Annotated in this window: 19 protein-coding genes; 15 read left to right on the plus strand and 4 right to left on the minus strand. The window is 64.9% G+C overall.

Features of this window, described 5'->3' with window-relative positions:
* Nucleotides 1-59 precede the first annotated feature (59 nt).
* Nucleotides 60-824 carry a glucose 1-dehydrogenase gene (locus B9Z03_RS25290; protein ID WP_176247637.1) on the minus strand — a complete coding sequence of 255 codons (765 nt, stop codon included), beginning with the start codon at nt 822-824 and terminating at the stop codon, nt 60-62.
* A gap of 127 nt (nt 825-951) precedes the next feature.
* On the opposite strand from B9Z03_RS25290, the gene B9Z03_RS25295 reads away from it, so the two are divergent.
* The 8 genes from B9Z03_RS25295 to B9Z03_RS25330 are packed head-to-tail and all read left to right on the plus strand — an operon-like array spanning nt 952 to nt 8,790.
* Nucleotides 952-2,382 carry a hydroxymethylglutaryl-CoA synthase family protein gene (locus B9Z03_RS25295; protein ID WP_085466770.1) on the plus strand — a complete coding sequence of 477 codons (1,431 nt, stop codon included), beginning with the start codon at nt 952-954 and terminating at the stop codon, nt 2,380-2,382.
* A gap of 3 nt (nt 2,383-2,385) precedes the next feature.
* Nucleotides 2,386-3,588 (plus strand): acetyl-CoA acetyltransferase, encoded by a 1,203-nt coding sequence (locus tag B9Z03_RS25300; RefSeq protein WP_085466771.1) that lies wholly within the window; start codon nt 2,386-2,388, stop codon nt 3,586-3,588.
* Nucleotides 3,589-3,600: 12 nt separating this feature from the next.
* Nucleotides 3,601-4,053, plus strand: a complete 453-nt coding sequence (locus B9Z03_RS25305) for a MaoC family dehydratase (protein ID WP_085466772.1) — start codon at nt 3,601-3,603, stop codon at nt 4,051-4,053.
* A complete protein-coding gene (locus B9Z03_RS25310; protein WP_085466773.1) occupies nt 4,050-4,919 on the plus strand; it encodes an HpcH/HpaI aldolase/citrate lyase family protein in 870 nt (289 codons plus the stop codon). The genes B9Z03_RS25305 and B9Z03_RS25310 overlap by 4 nt, the downstream gene beginning before the upstream one ends.
* A 14-nt stretch (nt 4,920-4,933) precedes the next feature.
* The gene (locus B9Z03_RS25315) at nt 4,934-6,109 is read left to right on the plus strand and encodes an acyl-CoA dehydrogenase family protein (protein WP_244561842.1); all 1,176 of its coding nucleotides are present in this window, start codon (nt 4,934-4,936) and stop codon (nt 6,107-6,109) included.
* A 44-nt stretch (nt 6,110-6,153) separates the two neighbouring features.
* A complete protein-coding gene (locus B9Z03_RS25320) occupies nt 6,154-7,068 on the plus strand; it encodes an SDR family NAD(P)-dependent oxidoreductase (protein WP_085466775.1) in 915 nt (304 codons plus the stop codon).
* A complete protein-coding gene (locus B9Z03_RS25325) occupies nt 7,068-7,919 on the plus strand; it encodes a MaoC/PaaZ C-terminal domain-containing protein (RefSeq protein WP_085466776.1) in 852 nt (283 codons plus the stop codon). The genes B9Z03_RS25320 and B9Z03_RS25325 overlap by 1 nt, the downstream gene beginning before the upstream one ends.
* A gap of 31 nt (nt 7,920-7,950) precedes the next feature.
* Entirely contained in the window at nt 7,951-8,790 is an 840-nt protein-coding gene (locus B9Z03_RS25330; RefSeq protein WP_085466777.1) for an oxidoreductase, read from the plus strand.
* An 11-nt stretch (nt 8,791-8,801) separates the two neighbouring features.
* Here the strand turns inward: B9Z03_RS25330 and B9Z03_RS25335 are convergent, their stop codons facing one another.
* Genes B9Z03_RS25335 through B9Z03_RS25345 form a run of 3 tightly spaced genes read right to left on the minus strand, consistent with a single transcriptional unit; the run spans nt 8,802 to nt 11,540 of the window.
* Nucleotides 8,802-9,557, minus strand: coding sequence for a tyrosine-protein phosphatase (locus B9Z03_RS25335; RefSeq protein ID WP_085466778.1), 756 nt, complete (start codon nt 9,555-9,557; stop codon nt 8,802-8,804).
* A 43-nt stretch (nt 9,558-9,600) separates the two neighbouring features.
* On the minus strand, nt 9,601-10,362 hold the full coding sequence (locus tag B9Z03_RS25340) for an SDR family NAD(P)-dependent oxidoreductase (protein WP_085466779.1): 762 nt from the start codon (nt 10,360-10,362) through the stop codon (nt 9,601-9,603).
* A 32-nt stretch (nt 10,363-10,394) separates the two neighbouring features.
* The gene (locus B9Z03_RS25345) at nt 10,395-11,540 is read right to left on the minus strand and encodes an acyl-CoA dehydrogenase family protein (RefSeq protein WP_085466780.1); all 1,146 of its coding nucleotides are present in this window, start codon (nt 11,538-11,540) and stop codon (nt 10,395-10,397) included.
* Between the two features lie 144 nt (nt 11,541-11,684).
* On the opposite strand from B9Z03_RS25345, the gene B9Z03_RS25350 reads away from it, so the two are divergent.
* From B9Z03_RS25350 to B9Z03_RS25380, 7 genes are all read left to right on the plus strand, one after another.
* Entirely contained in the window at nt 11,685-13,328 is a 1,644-nt protein-coding gene (locus tag B9Z03_RS25350) for a class I adenylate-forming enzyme family protein (RefSeq protein ID WP_176247638.1), read from the plus strand.
* Nucleotides 13,329-13,473: 145 nt separating this feature from the next.
* Nucleotides 13,474-14,628 (plus strand): 2-hydroxyacyl-CoA dehydratase subunit D, encoded by a 1,155-nt coding sequence (locus tag B9Z03_RS25355; protein WP_085466782.1) that lies wholly within the window; start codon nt 13,474-13,476, stop codon nt 14,626-14,628.
* Between the two features lie 13 nt (nt 14,629-14,641).
* Entirely contained in the window at nt 14,642-16,000 is a 1,359-nt protein-coding gene (locus B9Z03_RS25360) for a 2-hydroxyacyl-CoA dehydratase subunit D (protein ID WP_085466783.1), read from the plus strand.
* Between the two features lie 82 nt (nt 16,001-16,082).
* Entirely contained in the window at nt 16,083-16,883 is an 801-nt protein-coding gene (locus B9Z03_RS25365; RefSeq protein WP_085466784.1) for an SDR family NAD(P)-dependent oxidoreductase, read from the plus strand.
* A 10-nt stretch (nt 16,884-16,893) separates the two neighbouring features.
* Nucleotides 16,894-17,763, plus strand: coding sequence for an SDR family oxidoreductase (locus B9Z03_RS25370; protein WP_085466785.1), 870 nt, complete (start codon nt 16,894-16,896; stop codon nt 17,761-17,763).
* A 63-nt stretch (nt 17,764-17,826) separates the two neighbouring features.
* Complete coding sequence (locus B9Z03_RS25375) at nt 17,827-19,482, plus strand: class I adenylate-forming enzyme family protein (RefSeq protein WP_085466786.1); 1,656 nt, start codon at nt 17,827-17,829, stop codon at nt 19,480-19,482.
* A complete protein-coding gene (locus tag B9Z03_RS25380) occupies nt 19,479-20,255 on the plus strand; it encodes a 3-ketoacyl-ACP reductase (RefSeq protein WP_244561843.1) in 777 nt (258 codons plus the stop codon). Before B9Z03_RS25375 ends, B9Z03_RS25380 begins: the two co-directional genes overlap by 4 nt.
* Nucleotides 20,256-20,268: the final 13 nt, after the last annotated feature.

The following is a 20,268-nucleotide window of genomic DNA, read 5'->3' on the forward strand; positions in this document are numbered from 1 at the left end:
TTGAAGAAGAATGCTGCCCGACCTGGTGGCCGGACAGGCTCTGTTCTGTAAGTCTTTGCTTACACCATGTTCATGCCGCCCGAGACCGAGATGGCCTGGCCGGTGATATAGCTCGCGTCCGAGGTGCCGAGGAAGGCGACGATACCCGCATAGTCCTCCGGCTCGCCCATGCGCTTGAGCGGAATGCCCCGCACCATCGCGTCCTTCCACTTTTCCGCCTGTTCGCCGGTTCCGAGAACCGATTGCATCATCGGCGTGTTGGTCGGGCCGGGGCAGACGCAGTTGAGCAGCACGTTATTGCGGGCGAGCTCGCGTGCGATCGACTTGGTGAAGGAGATCATGCCGCCCTTGCAGGCCGAGTAGACCGCTTCCGTGGACGTGCCGACGCGGGCCGCGTCCGAAGCGATGTTGACCACGCGTCCACCGCTACGGGAGACCATGCCGGGAAGCACGGCCTTGTGCATGTAGAGCGGGCCGCTGAGATTGATCGAGATGATCTTGTCCCAGAGCGGCTTGTCGGTCTGGAGAAACGGCGCGGGCTTGTCCCAGCCGGCATTGTTGACCAGTAGCCAGATCGGGCCGAGCTCGGCCTCGGTCTGCGCGACGGCCTTGTTGACGGCCTCCTGGTCGGAAATGTCCACGCCGTAGACCTTGACCTCGCCACCCTTGGCGCGGGCCTCCTGTGCGGTGGCCTCCGCGGCCTCCGGCTGAAGATCGAACACCGAGACCTTGCAGCCTTCCGCGGCGAGACGAAGCGTGATCGCCTTGCCAATGCCTTGGCCACCGCCGGTGACGATCGCGACTTTACCCTTCAGATCAGACACGAGACCTCCCTCTAGAAATGCCTGATCGGGCGCGCTGCACCCGATCGAATATCCGATACAGCAAACAATATGCTTGCTTACCATACGCTGGCAAGTTATTTCTGCGACACGTCTGGTGGAGACAGTCATGGCGCAGGCCAGCCTCATATCGGTATCGGGATATCTCCCGCTTCTGCGGTTCGACCGCAAGGTCGCGCGGGGAGAACTGCGCTGGTCCGGCCTCGGCGGCTCGGGCCGTGGCCGGCGCGCCGTTGCCGGTTGGGACGAGGATCCGCTGACGATGGCGGTCGAGGCCGCACGCGCGCTGGACATCGCCGGCCGCGTGGACGGCGTCGTCTTCGCCTCGACGTCCTCCCCCTTCAATGACCGGTCGATGGCCTCGCTGGTCATCGAGGCGACGAGGTTGCCCGCTTCCGCCACCGCACAGGACGTCGGCAACTCGCGCCGGGCGGCTGTGACGGCACTGCTCAAGGCGCTCCGGTCGGGTGTAGCGGAACTCGTCGTCGCCGGCGAAAAGCGCATGGCGCGCCCGGGCAGCAGCCAGCATCTCAACTGGGGCGACGGCGCCGGCGCGGCGCTCGTCGGAACGGGCGACGGCTTGGCGAAGCTGCTTGGCGCGGCGACTGTCAATGCTGACCTTCTCGACATCTTCACGGAAGCCGACCACGGCCTGCCCTATGGCGCCGAGGACCGGTTCGTGCGCGATGAGGCCGTCGAGCAGATCTACATTCCCGCCGTGAAAGCCGCACTGGCGGATGCCGGCACTTCGGGCGCCGACATCGCGATCGCTGTGCTGCCAGAGACGGTGGACGGAACCTACAAGGCGGTCGCCAAGGCGTGTGGATTGACGTGCGCCAATGTCTGCACCGAGATCGTCGCACAAGCCGGCGACCTTGGCGCGGCCCTCCCCCTCTTCGGTCTCGCGCTGGCGCTCGACCGGGCGGAACCGGGAGCGAAGATACTTCTGGCGGGCTTCGGCAATGGCGCCGATGTGCTCGTCCTCGAAGCGACGGGCAAAGGCAGCGGCAAGGCGGCGGACCAACTGAAGAAGGGCGTCGCCCTCACCTCCTACTCGCGGCTCCTGAACCTCACCGGCATGCTCGATATGGACTGGGGTCCGCGTGCCGAGGTCAACCAGAAGGTCGCCGCCTCGACGCTGCTGCGTCATGGACGTGAGATGCATGGCTTCATCGGCGGGCGGGACCGCAAGGGCAACGTCCAGTTTCCGAAGACGCCGGTTCCGGTGCGCCCCGACGCCACCGGGCCGGAGGAATACGACGACGTGCCGCTGAGCGAGGTGGCCGCCAGGGTCGTTTCGATCACCGCCGATCGGCTCAATTTCACGCCGGATCCGCCGTTTTACTTCGGCTTGGTGCAGTTCCAGAACGGCGCGCGCGTGGCGATGGAGCATTGCGACATCGAAGGGCGCACGCCCGAAGTCGGCGATCCGGTCCGCATGCGCTTCCGCGTCAAGGCGATCGACCGGCAGCGTCATTTCCGCACCTATTTCTGGAAGGCGGCGCCTGTCTCGCGCCCCGATCTTCCTGTGGAGGCATAAGCCATGGCAACGGGCATCAAGGACAAGGTCGTCATCCTCGGCATGGGCTGCTCCGAGTTCGGCGAACGCTGGGACATGTCGTCGGACATGCTGATGGTGGAGGCCTTCATCGAGGCACTGGCTGACGCTGGGATCGAGAAAAGCCAGATCGAGGCGGCCTGGCTCGGCTCAGCGCTCGATGACTTCAACGTCGGCAACTCCGCGCTGCCGCTGGCGACGGCGCTGCGGCTCCAGAACATTCCGGTGACGCGCGTCGAAAACATGTGCGCGACCGGCAGCGAAGCGCTGCGCGGCGCGGTCTATGCCGTCGCCTCCGGAGCGGTCGACATCGCCATGGCGCTCGGCGTGGAGAAGCTCAAGGACACCGGCTTCGGCGGCCTGCCGATCCGCACCAAAGGCTCCGTCAACGACCTGTGGATGCCCTACGGCTCTGCCCCCGGCACCTTCGCACAGCTCGCCGGCGCCTATCGCGCCAAGCATGGCATCTCCGCCGAAGACCTCAAGCGCGGCATGGCGCATGTGAGCTGGAAGAGCCACCAGAACGGCGCCAACTCGCCGAAGGCACATTTGCGCAAGCCGGTCGACATGGAGACGATCATCAATGCGCCTCTGATCGCCGATCCGCTCGGGCTGTTCGACTGTTGCGGCGTGTCTGACGGTGCCGCCTGCGCCATCGTCACGACGCCCGAGATGGCGAAGAGCCTCGGCAAGGCAGTCGAGGACCTTGTGGCCGTGAAGGCGCTGCAGATCTGCGCCTCGAACGGCTGGGAGAGCCAGTACGGCGAATGGGACGGCGCCTCGGTGCGCAACACGCAGATGGCAGCGGCGCGCGCCTATCGCGAGGCGGGGATCGCCGATCCGAAGGCCGACATCAGCATGGCCGAGGTGCACGACTGCTTCTCGATCACCGAACTGGTGACGATGGAGGATCTCGGTCTGTCCGAAGAAGGCCGCGCCACCTTCGACTTCCTCGACGGCCGCTACGACCGCGACGGCGCCCTGCCGGCACAGGTGGATGGCGGGCTGAAGTGCTTCGGCCATCCGGTCGGGGCGTCCGGCCTGCGCATGGCCTACGAGGTCCATGCCCAGCTGCTCGGGCGCGCCGGACAGCGTCAGCTGCGCAAGGTCGACTTCGGCCTGACGCACAATCTCGGCGGTCAGCCGTCGAACTCGGTTTCCTCGGTCTCGATCTTCGGCCGTCTATAGGGAGTTTCAGGAATGGCCGGACGCTGGTTCGAACAGTTCGTCGAGGGCGAGGTGATCGTCCACGACACGCGCCGCACGGTGACCGAGACGGACAACGTGCTGTTCACGACGCTGTCGATGAACCCGGCCGCGATCCATCTCGACCACGACTATTCGTCGAGAACGGAATTCGGCAAGCCGCTAATGAACTCGGTCTTCACGCTCGGACTGGTCGTCGGCCTGACCATCGCCGACACGACCTTGGGCACCACCGTCGGCAATCTCGGCTTCGAGGAGGTGAAGTATCCGAGGCCGGTCTTTGCCGGCGACACGATCCACTCGGAGACCACGATCCTCGCCAAACGCGAGTCGAAGTCTAGGCCGACTCAAGGGATCGTCACCTTCCTCCATCGCGGGCTCAACCAGCGCGACGAGGTGGTGTGCGAGTGCCGCCGGCTGGCCCTGATGATGAAGGCGCCCGCATGAGGCTGACCTCGCTCCTCTTCGTCCCGGCGGACTCGGCAAAGAAGTTCGAGAAGGCCAAGGGCGTCGGCGCCGACGGGCTGATCCTCGACCTGGAGGATTCGGTCGCGCCGCCGAACAAGGCAGCCGCGCGAGAAACGCTGTCCGGCTGGATCGACGCATCCAACGGTGAGCGGGACTGGAGTTTCTGGGTGCGGGTCAACCCGCTCGATAGCGGCATGACGGCGGACGATCTGAAGGCGGTGGTGCGGCCTGGTCTGGACGGCATCGTCTTGCCGAAGTCGAACGGCGGCCAGGACGTCGCGACCCTGTCATTTATGATCGATCCGCTGGAGGCCGCGGCCGGCATGCCGAAGGGCCATGTGAAGATCCTCGTGGTGGCCACCGAGACGGCGGCGGCGATGTTCAATCTAGCCTCATATGCACCGGCACATCCGCGCCTCGCCGCGCTGACCTGGGGCGCGGAAGACCTGGGAACCGTGGTCGGCGCGACCTCCAACAAGGAGCCCGACGGCAACTGGACCCAGCCCTATCAGCTCGCGCGTTCGCTCTGCCTGTTCGCGGCGGCCAATGCCGGTGTGCAGGCGCTCGACACGCTCTATGCGGACTTCCGCAACCCCGAGGGGCTGGAAGCCTCATGCCGCGTGTCGCGACGCGACGGCTTCACCGGACGGCTCGCGATCCATCCCGACCAGGTTGCCGGCATACGCCGGGCCTTTGCGCCGAGCGAGGAGGACGTCGCGCTGGCGCGGCGGATCGTGGCTGCGTTCGACGGCAATCCCGGCCTCGGCACGATCGGGCTGGACGGCAAGATGTACGACATTCCCCACCTCAAACAGGCCCGGCGCACGCTGGCCTCGGTGGGATGACAGAGGAGGCTATCGTGGCAGTCAGCGCTGAGGAACGCGAGGACACGCTCAACTCGATCCGCGACGGCGTGCGCGGCGTGGTGCGCAAATTCGACGACGAATACTGGCTGGAGCGCGACGAAGACGGCAAGTTCCCGGACGAGTTCCACCGCGCCATGGCGGATGCCGGCTGGCTAGGCATCACCATGCCTGAGGAATATGGCGGGTCGGGGCTGGGCGTCACCGAAGCGGCGATCATGATGCACGAAGTCGCCAACAATGGCGGCGGCATGGCAGCGGCCTCGTCGGTCCATATCAACCTGTTCGGGCCGCACCCGATCGTCGTCTTCGGCAATCACGAGCAGAAGTCGGAGTGGATACCGCGCCTGGTCGCGGGCAAGGACAAGGTCGCCTTCGGCGTGACCGAACCCGACGCCGGTCTCGACACCACCCGCATCAAGACCTTCGCGGAAAAAGTGCCGGGCGGCTACAAGGTGCGCGGCCAGAAGGTCTGGACGTCGACCGCGCAGGTGGCGTCGAAGATCATGCTGCTCACCCGCACCACGCGCTACGAGGACTGCAAGCGCCCGACCGACGGCATCACGATCTTCTACACCGACCTCGACCGCTCGAAGATCGAGGTGCAGCGCATCCCGAAAATGGGCCGCAAGGCAGTCGATTCGAACGCGATCTTCATCGAGGACCTGTTCATTCCCGACGAACATCGCATCGGCGAGGAAGGCAAGGGCTTCTCCTACATCCTCCACTCGCTGAATCCCGAACGCATCCTCGTGGGAACCGAGGCCGTCGCGATCGGGCGCGATGCGCTCGGCCGCGCAGCGAAATATGCCAAGGAGCGCGTGGTGTTCAGCCGGCCGATCGGCCAAAACCAGGGCATCCAGCATCCGCTCGCCGAAAAGTGGATGTATCTGGAATCGGCCTGGCTGATGCTGATGAAGGCGGCCGAGCTCTACGATTCCCACAAGCCCTGCGGCGCGGAGGCCAATGCCGGCAAGTTCCTCGGCGCGCGCGCGGGCTACGACGCCTGCCTGCAGGCCGTGTTGACACATGGCGGCTTCGGCTACGCCAAGGAATATCACGTCGAGCGCCTGCTGCGCGAAGTGACCGTCACCCGCATCGCGCCGGTGACCGAGCAGCTCATCCAGAGCTTCATCGCCGAGAAGGTCCTCGACCTTCCCAAGAGCTACTGACCGCGGCGCCCGACGGGCAAGAATCATATCAGGAGGAGGCGTTCATGGTTCTGATGGACGGAAAGGTCGTGGTGGTGACCGGTTCGGCGCGCGGCGTCGGCAGGGCGGTCGCCGTCGAGATGGCGCGGGCGGGCGCGGCGGTCGTGGTCAACGACCTCGGCGTTTCCCTCTCCGGCGAAGGCGGAGGCGACACCCAGCCCGCCGAGGAAGTCGTGGCCGAGATCGAGGCGCTCGGTGGCCGGGCGGTGGCGAACTACGGCTCGGTCGCCAGCTGGAACGACGCGCAGGCCATGGTGCGCGCCGCCGTCGACAATTTTGGCCGCATCGACGCCGTGGTGAACAATGCCGGAAACCTGCGCGACGTGCTGTTTCACAAGATGACGGAGGAGGATTTCGACGCGGTCATCGGCGTGCATCTCAAGGGCAGCTTCAACGTCTCGCGCGCGGCCGCGCCCTATTTCAAGGAACAGGCGAGCGGCGCCTATGTGCACATGGCCTCGACGTCCGGGCTGATCGGCAATTTCGGCCAGGCGAACTATTCGGCCGCCAAGCTCGGCATCGTCGCTCTGTCCAAGTCGATCGCGCTCGACATGCAGCGTTTCAACGTGCGCTCCAACGCGGTGGCCCCCTTCGCCTGGACCCGCATGGTCTCCTCGATCCCCACCGACACGCCGGAGCAGCAGAAGCGTGTCGAGGGCCTGAAAAAGCTTGTTCCGGAAAAGGTGGCCGCGCTGTGTGTCGCGCTCTGCTCGGACGCCGCAAAGGACGTCACCGGACAGGTGTTCGGCTCGCGCAACAACGAGATCTACCTGTTCTCGCAACCGCGCCCAATCCGCACCGCCCACACGGCCGAGGGCTGGACGCCCGAGGCGATTGTCGAGCGCGTCATCCCACAGTTCCGCAACGACTTCTATCCGCTGCACCGCTCCGGCGACGTCTTCACCTGGGATCCTGTCTGATGGTCTTCGATCCGGATCGTCTGCGCAACTGGGACTTCGGCGAGCAACGGCAGTCCTACGCGTCACGCGACGCGATCCTCTATGCGCTCGGCGTCGGTCTTCCGCTCCTGCCGGGCGAAAGCGGCGACCTCAATTTCGTCGTCGAGGACCGGCTGCGCGTCCTGCCGTCCTTCGCGGTTACCCTCGCAACGCCCGGCATGTGGCCGAAGATACCGGAACTCGACATCGACTGGGTCAAGGTCCTGCACATGGCGCATGCGGCGCGTTTCGAAGCCCCGCTGCCGACGCAGGCCGAGGTCGTCAGCCGCGCCCGCATCACGGAGCTCTATGACCGCGGTGCCGACAAGGGATCGGTCTGCATCCTGCAGCGGCAGGTGCGGGACGCGAAGGACGGTACGGTCTACTGTACCATCGACCAGACGGTCGCGATGCGGGGCAATGGCGGTTTCGGCGGCAATCCCATGCCGAAGGTCGAGCGGCCCGAACCGCCGTCGCGAGCGCCAGACCATGTCGAATGCGTGCAGACCTCGCCGCGGGCCGCGCTGATCTACCGCCTTTCGGGCGACTACAATCCGCTCCATGCCGACTACGACGTGGCGCGCAAAGCCGGCTACAGACAGCCGATCCTGCACGGCCTCGCCTCCTATGGCACCGTCTGCGCCGTGGTGCTGCGCGCCTTCTGCGATGGCGATCCGGCGCGGCTGAAATCGCTCAATCTCCGTTTCTCCGGCGTCGTCATGCCGGGCGACGCGCTCGACTTCTCGTGCTGGAAGGACGGCAGCCGCATCCTGTTCGAGGCGCGGGTCGGCGACCGGACGGTCATGGATCAGGGCGTCGCGGAGATCGGCTAGGCCGCGTCATCGCATCGATTGGGAGGGCCGCATGAAGACATGGTTCATCACCGGCGCGACCCGCGGCCTCGGGCAGGCGACGGCTCTGGCTGCGCTAGAGGCAGGCGATCGCGTCATCGCGACAGGCCGTGACAGGGCTGTCGTCAGCGAAGCACTTGGTCCAGACGGCGACAGGCTGCTGTCGGCTCGGCTGGATGTGACGGATCAGTCCAGCATCGACGCCGCCGTTCGAGACTCGGTCGAGCGTTTCGGACGCATCGACGTGCTGGTCAACAATGCCGGCTACGGCCAGCTCGGCGCATTCGAGGAGATCTCACCTGAAGCGGTAGAGCGGCAGTTTGCCACCAACGTCTTCGGCGTCTTCGCCGTGACGAGGGCGATCCTGCCGCTGATGCGGGCGCAGCGGGCCGGCCATGTCATCACCATCTCGTCCATGGTCGGCGCGGTCGGCGTCGACGGCGGCTCGATCTACGCGGCGACGAAGTTCGCTGTGTCCGGCTGGTCGGAATCGCTCAGCCATGAACTGGCTCGCTTCGGCATCAAGGTAACCGCGGTCTATCCGGGCTATTTCCGCACCGACTTTCTCGACCGCAGCTCGATGCGGCTGGCGGACCTGTCTCTTGAAGATTACGCGAGGACGACCGCCACGGCCACCGAGCGGCGGTCCTCGCGCAATCATCGCCAGGCCGGCGATCCCGCTGCCTTCGGTCGCGCAATGGTCGAGCTAGCACGGTCGCCTGAATCGCCGGTCTGGTTGGTCGCAGGCCGCGACGCCCTGCGCACGATCGGCGAGCGCAATGCCGCGCAGACATCCGCTATGGATGCCTGGCACACGCTCTCGGCCTCGACCGACTTTCCCGAAGGCGCCTGAGTCGTCTTGTTTTATTCGATGAAGCGGCTGCCGAGCGTCTCGATGTCGCCGCGCGACAATTGCAGGGCGCGCTCGGCATAGGTGGCCATGTCGCCGAAGTCGCGCGAGACCGTTGCGAACATCGCATCGAGATAGGCTGCGTTCGCGGTGATCATCGGCTCGATCAGGTGATCGGCCACTGCGCCATAATCGACGCCATGGCTGTGCATGATCAACCGCCGATAGAGGGCATCGCGCGCGGCGTTGGTCTTGAGATAGTCTTCCATGATGTCGTCGCGGTTGACGCCGAGCAGGTCCAGCAGCATCGCGACCACCACGCCGGTGCGATCCTTGCCGGCAGCGCAATGGACGACGACGGGCGTTTCCGTTTCGGCGAGCGTGCGGAAGTAGCGGCGGTAGATCGCGGCAAAGTCGGCAGGCAGGGTCGCATAGATACTCTTCATGACGTCGGCACAGGCCTGCGCCGACGAGCCGGGGTTCGCGAGCACGGCATAGAGGTCGCCATGCCGGATCATATGCGGCTCGCTCACGACCATAAAATCGGCAATGGACAGAAGCGGCGACGGGCTCCGCGCCTTCTCGGCTTCACTGCGCAGGTCGAAGGCGGTGCGGACCTTCAGGCGCCGCATCGCCTCTGCGCCGGCCTCGCCGAGGCCTTCGAAGGCGCCGCCGCGATAAATGGTTCGCGCCTTCACCCGGCCGCCGCTGGCCGGATAGGCCGCCACCGAGCGGAAGTTCAGCGCGCCGTCTACAACCATCTCGTCCATTCGATGCCTGTCATTGTCGAGGTCACCGCCGGCGTTCCCGGCATCAGTAGACGGCCCGGCCGCCCGAAAGGTCGAACGTCACGCCCGTGTTGAAACTGCACGCATCGGATGAAAGCCATGCGACGAGTTCGGCCGCCTCTTCCGGCCGTCCCATCCGCTCCATGGGGATCTTGGCGACGGCGGCCGCCATGGCGTCGGGCGCACGCTCAACCGTGTCCGCCACGAGCGGCGTGTCGAAGACCGTCGGGCAGATGGCGTTGACGAGGACGCCGGTCTTGGCCAGTTCCTTGCCGAGCGACTTGGTCAGGCCGATGATGCCGGCCTTGGCCGAAACGTAACCCGCCATGAGCGGATTTCCGTCCTTTCCGGCCTGGCTCGTCGTGTTGACGATGCGTCCCCACCCCTGCGCGACCATGCCCGGCACGAAGGCGCGGCAGGTGTAGAAGGCGCTGTCGAGATTGATGCCAATGGCCTGGCGCCAATCCTCGTCGGACAGTTCCGCGAGCAGCGCGACGCGGGTCGAATGTCCGGCGCAGTTGAACAGGATGTCGAGCCCGCCCCATCGCGACAGCAGTGCCTCGGCGGCAGCCGCCACCTTACGCCCGTCGGCAACGTCGACCGAGGCAATGTGGACCTCGCCGAGCGGCTCGAGTTCGCTGCGCGCCTTTTCCAGCTTGGACTGGTCGCGGCCCCAGAGCTCCACCGACGCGCCCGACTGCAGATAGAGTTGCGCCGTGGCGAAGCCGATGCCCGAGCCTCCGCCGGTCACCAGGGCGCGCTTGGTCTTCAGGTCGTAGATGTTCACGTGGGTCCCTGCTGGCGTCGTTGGAGGAAGCGCTATGCGAATTCGCGCCCGAGCACATGGCGGGCGATGATGAGCTTCATGATCTGCGGCGTGCCGTCGGCGATGATCTGGCCGAGCACATCGCGGTATCGCTGCTCGACGGGGAAATCCTGCGTGTAGCCGTAGTGGCCGTGCAGCACGAGGCACGCGCGGATGACGTCGGCGCAGATGGTCGGCCCTTCGGCCTTGCACATGGCCGCCTCGGCGGTGTGCGGCAGGCCCTGGTCGCGCAGCCACAGTGTCCGGTAGCAGAGCCAGCGCAGCATCTCGAGCCGTGACTTCGCCTCCGCCAGCGGGAAGGATACGCCCTGGTTCTTCGAGACTGGCTGGCCGAATGCCTGCCTCTCCTTCACGTAGGAGATCGTCTCCTCCAGCGTCTGCTCCGCTGCGCCGAGGCACATCAGCCCGATCAGCGCGCGTGTGTAGTCGAACGTCTGCATGACCTGCGTGAAACCCGCATTCTCCGGGCCGATCATGTTGGCGGCGGGCACGCGGACATTGTCGAGGAACAGCGAGCCGCGGACGATGCCCTTTGCACCCATGTCCTCATAGGGCGTGCGCGACAGCCCCGGCGTGTCGAGCGGCAGGAGGAAGGCCGAGACGCCGGCCGCCTTCTTCTCCGGCGCCGTCTTGGCGAAGAGAATGCCGGCGTCCGCGACCATCAGCAGGGTGATCGCGGATTTCTCGCCGTTGATGACGTAGTGGTCGCCGTCACGGACCGCCCTCGTCCGGATCGAGGCCGCGTCGGAGCCGCAATGCGGCTCGGTCAGCATCACGCTGATGATCTTCTCGCCGGCAGCCATCGGTGTCAGCCAGGTCTCGCAAAGCTGCTGGGTGGCGAAACGGCTGAGGATGTCGCCGGCAAAGCAGGAATTGAGCATGCCGTAGCAGACATTGAAGTCGCCCCGGGCGATCTGCTCGATCGCCAGGCCCGCCTCCAGATAGTTGAGGTCGGCCCCTCCGAGGGCCCCCGGCACACGCAGTCCGAACGCGCCGACGGCGCCGAGCCGGGGCCAGACCTCGGCCGGGAACTCGCGGTTGCGGTCCCAGCGCGCGTAATGCGGCCTGAGCTCCGCCTCGGCGAAGTCCCGAAGCGTCTCCTGGAGCAAACGCTGCTCGCCCGTCAGCGCGAAATCCACCGCATGAACCTCCCACCGGCAATGTGTTCGCAAGCGAACAGAATGCTAGCGAATTAAATGTCGCAGCACAACAGGCCTTGCCCAGGTGAGTTTGACTCATATAGCATATGATACGCACGCGTACCGATCATGGGAGGTTGCATCGTGGCGCCACACTGCCCCGCGGACTATCGCGCCAGACGGCTGAGCACATCGTACTGGCCTGCCTTCACCGAGCCGGAGCTGAAGCAGGTGACGCTCGGCGAGGCGTTGCGACAGGCGGCAGGTGCGAGCCCGGATCGCGTGGCACTCGTGGAAGGAGGCCGCGACGGCGGCCGCTCCTGGGCCTATTCGGAACTGCTCGATCGATCGTTGCGCACCGCAAGGGCGCTGCTCACGCGCTTCGAGCCGGGAGAGCGCGTCGCCTTCTGGGCGCCGAACGTGCCGGAATGGATTCCGGCACTCTACGGATGCGCTCTCGCGGGGATCACGCTCGTCACGGTGAACCCGGCTTACAAACGCCGCGAGCTCGAATATGTGCTCGCCAAGTCCCGCGCGGCCGGCGTGTTCACCGCCCCGTCCTATCGCAACTTCGACATGGAGGCAGCCATTGCGGAGATCCGGCCGTCGCTGCCGGCCCTGCGCCATGTCATCCGTATCGGCGACTTCGAGGCGCTGCTCGATGAAAGCGATCCCGCAATGCCACTGCCGCCGGTCCGTCCCGGCGATCCGGCGGTGATCATGTTCACCTCCGGGACGACCGGGGCGCAAAAGGGCGTGATCTTCAACCACAGCGGCGTCGCCAACATGACCAACTTCACCCAGCGCCGCGGCGGGCTGAAGGAGGGCGGAGTGTTCGTCAATCCGATGCCGATGTTCCATATTGGCTCCTTAGGTCACGCCGGCATCGGCTCCGTCATGCTCAGGGCGACGCATGTGCTCATGCCGGAATGGGACGCCGAGAACTACATGGCGCAGGTTGAGCGCCACGCCGGCACTTTCTCTCTGCTGGTCCCGACCATGATCGAGCAGTTGCTCGCCCATCCGGAACGGGGTGCCTACGATCTTTCCACGCTGCGCAACCTGACCTCGGGCGCCTCGGTGGTCGAGGCCCGCCTGATCCGCGCCACGAAGGAAGCGCTCGGCGCGACGATTTCGAACATCTACGGTCAGACCGAGATGCAAGGCAGCATTACCGGCACCCATCCCGACGACAACGACGACGACATCTCCGGCACGATCGGCCAACCGCTGCCGCACATGGAGGTGCGGATCGCGGACCCTTCGACCGGCGAAACCGTCGCGCTCGGCGAGCAAGGCGAAATCCAGACCCGCGGCTACCAGAACATGATCGGCTATTTCGACATGCCGGAGGAAACCGCGCGCACCATCCAGCCCGACGGCTGGCTGCGGTCCGGCGACCTCGGCTCGATGGACGAGCGCGGCTTCCTGAAGATCACCGGCCGGATCAAGGACATGATCATCCGCGGCGGCGAGAACATCTATCCGCGCGAGATCGAGCTGCTGCTCCTCGAAGACGCCGGCCTTGCCAATGCGGCGGTCGTGGGCGTCCCCGATCCGCACTGGGGCGAGCAGGTCGGCGCAGTGCTTGTGCCGCGAGACCCGGCCTGCCAGCCGGACGTGTCGCGGCTCTTCACGCGATGCCGGACGGAACTCGCGCACTACAAGGCACCGCGCCTATGGTTCGTCGTTCCCGAGCTGCCGATGACCGAGACCGGCAAACTGCAGAAGTTCAGGCTGGTCGCATCCATCAAGGCTGGCGCGCTACAACCCGTCGCAAGAACCTGATCTGCAAAGAAAATTGGTGAGTAAGACTCATCTTTGGAAAGCCAGTTTGCGAATAAACGAAACAAAAACATGGCTATGCCGTTCATATTGACTAAGTGATGAAAACTTAGTACGCTAGCGGACATAAATTGGACGAGAGGCACGCGTGGACCAGATTCTCAACCTGATGAGATATGCAGCGCAGTCCCCCATGGACTATGCCGCTGCATGGAAGGAGCGCACCGGCCGTCAGGTGATCGGTCTACTGCCGATGCATTTCCCCGGCGAACTGGCGCATGCTGCCGGCTGTCTTCCGCTCGTGATCCAGGACGATGCCGAGCCGATCACCGTCGGCCAGGCGGGCGTCTTCAACTTCTACTGCGGCTTCAACCGATCGCTGATCGACCAGACCATGCGCGGCAGCTTTGATTGCCTCGACGCGATCATGTTCGGCGACCACTGCGTCCAGCTCCTCGGCACAGCCGACACGATCCGGGCGGAGCGTCCGGAACTGCCTATCCTCTTCAACCAGCTCTGCACGACGCTGGACGCCAACTGGGCCGAGCGCGAGACAATCGGAACCTTCACCCAGCTCTGGAAGGAGTTGGAGAGCCTGACTGGCCGCGCCATCGCACCGGAGGCAGCAAGCGCGTCGATCGCCCTGTTCAACCGCAACCGGACGCAGATGCGCGAGCTCTACGAGTTGCGGCGTCAAGGCCGCATCGCGATCTCGGGACGAGACATGCAGCTCGTGGTGAAGTCGTCCATGGTCATGGACAAGGCGGACCACGTCGCGTTGATGGACCGGCTGCTGCGGGAGATTCCGCGCGTCGCTGCCGGCTCCGCCGAAATCCCGCTCTACCTGTCCGGCCACATGTGTCACGCACCGAAGCCGGAGATCATCGACATGATCGAGGAATGCGGCGCGCGCATCGTCAACGACGACCTGTTCGTCGGCTGGCGCTTCATCCACGCGGACATGGACGAAGCGAGGCAGCCGGTCGAGGCGATGGCGCACTGGTATCTGGAGAAGAACCAGCGCGTTCCCTGCCCGACGCGCACCATGCAGGGGGTCGATTGGGAAGATTATCTCCTGTCGGACGTGCAGCGGTCGGGCGCGCGGGGATTGGTCATCCTGATGGTCAAGTTCTGCGAACCGCACATGTATTTCTATCCCGAGATCAAGGAAGCCTTCGAAAGCCGGGGCATTCCGCATCTGCTGATCGAGACCGAGCACGAGGAGATGCCGATCGAGGCTCTCAAAACCCGGGTCGAGACATTCGTCGAAATCGCCAAGCGCCGCGCCACTGAGGCCGCCTGAGAGGAGAAGCATTATGGAGAACATCGTCGCAATGCCGACGTCCAAGCCTGTCTTCGGAAATGGCGAACGGGCCAACAAGCTGAAGAGCACGCGTTTCGGCAGCAAGCTGGTCAACGACTACTGGAGCGGCGTGTTCGCCGCGAAGGAGCAGGGCAAGAAGGTGGTCTGGTACAACGGCACCTACATCCCGCCCTTCTTCCACTCGCACGACCTTGTCTGGGTGCATGGCGAGGCCTGGTCGGCGATGCTGGCGGCGCGCCATCGCGAGATCGGCGCGCAGGCGCGGGGCGAGCAGCGCGGCTACGATCGCGAGCTGTGCTCCTATGCCCGTACCCATATCGGCCAGATGCTCATCGAGATGGACAAGGCGAAGGCGGGCGAAGACGGCCTCAGCCTCGATGATCCCCGCATCGAGGCGATGATGAAGCTTCCTCCGCCGGACATGATCGTCAACGCCTATCCCTATTGCTCCTCCGGACAGCAGTGGGACGACATCACCTACCGCGTCTTCGGCAAGAAGGTGCCGATGTTCACGATCCAGATCCCGCTGCTGTGGGGCGGACGCCAGGATGCAGGATACTTGCGCGGCGAGGAATGGGATCAGCGCTCGCGCTACGTGGCCGACCAGCTCATCGAGCTGACCAAGTTCCTCGAGGCCAACACCGGCCGCAGGTTCGACTTCGACCGGCTTTCGGAGACGATGGGCTACATCAAGCGAGCGGCCGAGCTGCGTCTCGAAGGCATGGAACTGTGCACCGCCCGTCCCTCGCCCGCCAGCTTCTTCGACTGGATCGTCTCGATCGCGCCGATGAGCTTCCTGCCCGGTGACCAGAACATCGTCGACTACTTCCAAGGCGTAAAGGACGAGATCCAGGAGCGCGCGGCAAACGGCGAGGGCGCGGTGAAGGACGAGCGCTACCGCCTGTTCTTCGACGGGATGATGAACTGGAACAAGGTCGGCTGGCTGGCCGACAAGTTCGCGCAGGTCAATGCCTGCGTGGTCGCCGGTCGCTACACGCATATGTCCTTCTGGCAGGAGCCGCAGCTGATCGACCTGAAGGATCCGGTGCTGGGCATGGCCCAGAATTACCTCGTCTGCCCGAACAATCACGGCGCCCCGATCATGATCGGCGAGATCGAAAAGCTCTGCGACAAGTTCGAGCTGGACGGCGTCGTCTGCCATGCATCGCGGACCTGCCGCGGCATGACCAACGCCCAGTTCCTCATCGCCGGATCGGCCAAGAAATACGGCCGCCAGGCGATGTTCTTCGAAGGCGATGTCGCCGACGAGAGCTTCTACAAGGACGAGCTTCTCAACGTCCGGCTCGAGGCGATGGTGGAGGCGATGGAGGCGAAGCGGCGCGCCGCATAAAGGCGCCCCGGTCGACTTAATATGCTTGTATATCGTAATAAAGATTACTAATATCGGGCGAAATTAGGGAGGATATCGTCTGATGTCGAACACGCCCACCGGCGCCGCGTTTCCTTTGAGTGAAGCACGCGTTCTGATTTCCGGAGGAACCGCTGGAGTGGGCCTTGCGACGGCCAGGCGTTTCGCGGCCCTTGGCGCACGCCACGTGACCATAAACGGCCGGACCCGCGAGCGCGGCGAGAAGGCGCGCGACGCGATCGCTCGGGCCTTCCCGGACTGCAAGGTCCACTTCATCGCCGCGGACAGTTGCAAGACCGAACAGGCCGTCGAGCTCGCCCGCAAGGCCGAGGAGGCGATGGGCGGTGTCGACGTGCTGATAAACACCACAGTGAGCGCCCACCCCTACCCGGTTCTGTTCCACAAGATCGACATCAACGACATCGAGAGCATGGTGCTCACCCAGGTGATGACGCATTTTCTTTTGTCGCGCGCCGTCATGGATGGCATGAGGGAGCGCGAACGGGGCGTGATCATCAACATCGCCTCCGACGCCGGCAAGGTCACGACCCCGGGCGAGGCGCTGATCGGGGCGATGATGGCGGCGATCATCATGTTCAGCCGCGCGCTTGCGATGGAAGCCAAGCGATCCAAAATCCGGGTCAACTGCGTCACGCCGTCGATCATCGAAGGCACCTTGACTCACGACACAGTGATGGGCGGCGAGTTCTCCGGCAAGCTGTTCGCCAAGGCGAAAGAGATGGCCCGGCTCGGCGTCGTCAACGCCGAGGACATGGCGGACCTGATCACCTTCCTTGCCAGTCCTGCGGCGGCGAAGCTGAGCGGTCAGGTGATCAGCCTGAACGGCGGCATCTCGGCGGCTTGAGGGGGCGACGATGGGATACAATTCAGTCTTCGCACCGGACCTCTTCAAGGACCAGACGATCATCGTTACCGGCGGCGGCTCCGGCATCGGTCGATGCACCGCGCACGAGCTCGCGCATCTCGGTGCCAATGTCGTGATCGTCGGGCGCAATCCCGAGAAGCTCGACACCGTCACCCGGGAGATCGCCGAGGACGGCGGCAAGGTCACTGCCATGACCTGCGACATCCGCGACGAAGCCCAGGTGATCTCGGTGATCGACCGCACGGTCGAGACGTTCGGCGCGATCCACGGCCTCGTAAACAATGCGGGCGGCCAGTACCGCACCGAACTGAAGACGATCTCGACCAAGGGCTTCGAGGCTGTGGTGCGCAACAACCTCACCGGCGGCTTCATCTTCATGCGCGAGGCCTATCTCCGCTGGATGGAGGCGAACGGCGGCGCGATCGTCAACATCATCGCCGACATCTGGAACGGCTGGCCGGAGATGGGTCATTCGGGCGCCTCGCGCGGCGGGATGCTGACGCTCAGCGAGACAGCGGCCTGCGAGTGGGCGCATTCGGGCGTGCGTGTGAATACGGTGGCGCCGGGCGGCATCGCATCCAGCGGCTTCGACACCTATCCCGAGGAGATCGGCCCTCGCCTGCGCGAATACGCGACCAAGGTGCCGTTGCCGCGCTACGGCACCGAATCCGAGATCTCGGCGGCGATCGTCTACCTGCTGTCGCCTGCCGCCGCCTACATCACGGGCTCCTGCATACGCGTCGACGGCGGCGCGCCGAACCTGCGCCAGACCTGGACGCAGAAATACGAGGCAACAAACATACCTGAATTCAACGGTTTCCATCGGGCCGTCCAGCCAGAGGTCCTCAAACGGCGGTAGCACACCGCCACGGACCGCGCATGCCAGGGCAGGAGGAGCCCAAGCCATCTGAAGGAGGAACAGATGACCGCGCAGATCAAATTCGTCGAGAGCTACTTTCCAAAATACGATTCCGGGCCGTTGATCGACGGCACCCTCGGCGACCTGATGCTGAGGAATGCCGCCGAGGTGCCGGACAGGCTCGCCCTGATCGAAGGCGCCGCCGATCCCGCCAGGCGCCGGCGATGGACATACAGGCAGTTCGTGGACGAGGCGCTGGCCTGCGCTCGCGGCCTGCTCAAGCACTTCAAGCCCGGCGAGCGCGTCGGACTGCTGGCTCCGGAAACGCCTGAATGGGCGATCTTTCAGCACGGCATGAGCTTTGCGGGCCTGATCATCGTGCCGATCAATCCAGCCTACACGGCGCGCGAGGTGGCGTTCATCCTCGGCAATGCCGGGGCTGCCGGCATCGTCCATGCAGACGAGTCGCGCGGGAAGGACCTCGTCGCGGTTGTGAAGGAGGTCCAGGCACAGCTCAGCCATGTCCGCCATGCCATCAATGTCGCCGACCTGGCGGCGTTGCAGGCGGAAGGCGATCCTGCGCAGGAGCTGCCGAAGCAGGATCCCGGCGATGTGATGCAGATCCAGTACACGTCGGGCACTACCGGCTTCCCGAAGGGGGCCTGCCTGCATCACCGCGGCGTCATCAACGCGGCCCACTTCATTGTCGAGCGGGCGGCATTCCCGATCGGCGGCGTCTGGCTGAACTCGATGCCGATGTTCCACATCGGCGGCGCGGTCGTGTCCGAGATCGGGGTCTTCTCCCGGCAAGGCACGTTCGTCCTGATGCGCAATTTCGATCCTGCGCTGTTCCTCGAACTGATCGAGGCCGAAAAGGTCAATTGCTCGCTCATCGTGCCAACGATGATCCTGGCCCTGCTCAACCATCCGGACGCCAAGACCCGGGATCTCTCGTCGTTCAACTCGATCCTGTCGGGCGCGGCGGCAGTACCCGAAGCGCTGGTGAAGCGCGCCAAGAAGGAATTCAACGTCGAGTTCGCCATCATGTATGGCCAGACGGAATCGAACGGTCCGTTTCTCGAGACCTTCACGACAGACAGCGACGAGCTCCAGTCGCAAACGATCGGCCGCCCGATCCCGCATGTCGAGGTCAAGGTGGTCGACATCGGCACGCTGGAAACCCTTCCGGTCAACCAGGTGGGCGAATACTGGGTCCGCGGCTTCAATACGATGAAGGAGTATTACGGCCAGCCGGAAGCGACACGGGCGACGCTGACGGACGACGGCTGGCTGCGCACCGGCGACCTCGGCACGATGGACGAGAACGGCTACTTCCGCATCACCGGCCGCCTGAAGGAGATGATCATCCGTGGCGGCATGAACCTCTATCCGTCGGAGATCGAAAGCGTCCTGTTCGAACATCCGGACATCGCACAGGTCGCGGTCGTCGGGTTGCCTGACGAAACCTGGGGTGAGACGGTCGCGGCGGTCATCCTGCCGAAGAGCCAGGACAATCCTCCCCGGCCGGAGACGCTGTGGGCCTACTGTCGGCAGAACCTGTCGCCGCAGAAGACGCCGGAGCACTGGATTTTCGTGAAGGAGTATCCGCTCACCGCGACGGGCAAGATCCAGAAGAACGTTCTGCTCGAATGGTGCAAGGACGGCAAGCTGTCGGCGACAGCCTGGACGAGGCCGGAGCGCGACTCGAAGGTCGCATGATGGCCACAGATCGCAGGCCCGTGGCGCTGGTCACCGGCGCAGCGGGCGGCATAGGCGGCGCGATCGCATCGGCGCTCGGGGCGGCGGGATTTGACATCGTCCTGACTGACCGCGACATCTCCCCGCTTGACGTTCTGAAGGAACGGCTCGACGCCGTGGAGGTCAGGTCCACGGCCATCGGCTACGACCTGACCGACGACCATGCGAGGGAGAACTTCGTCGAGGCGGCTTTCGCGGCCTTCGGCGGCGTGGATTGTCTGGTGAACAATGCCGGCGTGTCGGTCATGTCGCGCGGCGATATCCTCGACGTGACGCCGGAGAGCTTCGACCGTTGCGTCGCAGTCAATCTGAGGGCACAGTTCTTCCTGACGCAGGCGGTCGCCCGCCGCATGATCGGCCGTTCATCCAGTCGGCGGCGCACCATCGTGACAGTGACCACCGTTGCGGTCGATCATCATGTCGGCCGCGTGCTCGCCGAATACTGCATCTCGAAGGCCGGCCTCTCCCATTCGGTCCAGCACTGGGCCGCGCGGCTCGATCGCGAGGGCATCGACTGCTACGAGGTCCGTCCGGGCATGATGAAGACCGACATGACCGCCACGACCCGCGAGAGATACGACGCCCTGATCGCCTCGGGCTTCGTGCCTGCGGCACGGTGGGGCGACATCGGCGAAGTCGGGCGCGCCGTCGCATTGCTGGCGCGCGGAGAACTGTCCTATGCCACCGGCCAGACGCTGCATATCGACGGCGGGATGCGATTCAAGGTCTTTTGACGCAGCCGGCCCC

This window comes from Mesorhizobium australicum (assembly GCF_900177325.1).
Classification (GTDB): Bacteria; Pseudomonadota; Alphaproteobacteria; order Rhizobiales; family Rhizobiaceae; genus Mesorhizobium_A; species Mesorhizobium_A australicum_A.

Excerpts from the sequence above, each read along its gene's own strand:
- B9Z03_RS25325 (WP_085466776.1), top strand. The coding sequence starts at position 7,068 with ATGGTCTTCGATCCGGATCGTCTGCGCAACTGGGACTTCGGCGAGCAA.
- B9Z03_RS25335 (WP_085466778.1), bottom strand. The coding sequence starts at position 9,557 with ATGGACGAGATGGTTGTAGACGGCGCGCTGAACTTCCGCTCGGTGGCG.
- B9Z03_RS25370 (WP_085466785.1), top strand. The coding sequence starts at position 16,894 with ATGGGATACAATTCAGTCTTCGCACCGGACCTCTTCAAGGACCAGACG.
- B9Z03_RS25305 (WP_085466772.1), top strand. The coding sequence starts at position 3,601 with ATGGCCGGACGCTGGTTCGAACAGTTCGTCGAGGGCGAGGTGATCGTC.
- B9Z03_RS25295 (WP_085466770.1), top strand. The coding sequence starts at position 952 with ATGGCGCAGGCCAGCCTCATATCGGTATCGGGATATCTCCCGCTTCTG.
- B9Z03_RS25375 (WP_085466786.1), top strand. The coding sequence starts at position 17,827 with ATGACCGCGCAGATCAAATTCGTCGAGAGCTACTTTCCAAAATACGAT.
- B9Z03_RS25360 (WP_085466783.1), top strand. The coding sequence starts at position 14,642 with ATGGAGAACATCGTCGCAATGCCGACGTCCAAGCCTGTCTTCGGAAAT.
- B9Z03_RS25310 (WP_085466773.1), top strand. The coding sequence starts at position 4,050 with ATGAGGCTGACCTCGCTCCTCTTCGTCCCGGCGGACTCGGCAAAGAAG.
- B9Z03_RS25380 (WP_244561843.1), top strand. The coding sequence starts at position 19,479 with ATGATGGCCACAGATCGCAGGCCCGTGGCGCTGGTCACCGGCGCAGCG.
- B9Z03_RS25320 (WP_085466775.1), top strand. The coding sequence starts at position 6,154 with ATGGTTCTGATGGACGGAAAGGTCGTGGTGGTGACCGGTTCGGCGCGC.
- B9Z03_RS25330 (WP_085466777.1), top strand. The coding sequence starts at position 7,951 with ATGAAGACATGGTTCATCACCGGCGCGACCCGCGGCCTCGGGCAGGCG.
- B9Z03_RS25300 (WP_085466771.1), top strand. The coding sequence starts at position 2,386 with ATGGCAACGGGCATCAAGGACAAGGTCGTCATCCTCGGCATGGGCTGC.
- B9Z03_RS25365 (WP_085466784.1), top strand. The coding sequence starts at position 16,083 with ATGTCGAACACGCCCACCGGCGCCGCGTTTCCTTTGAGTGAAGCACGC.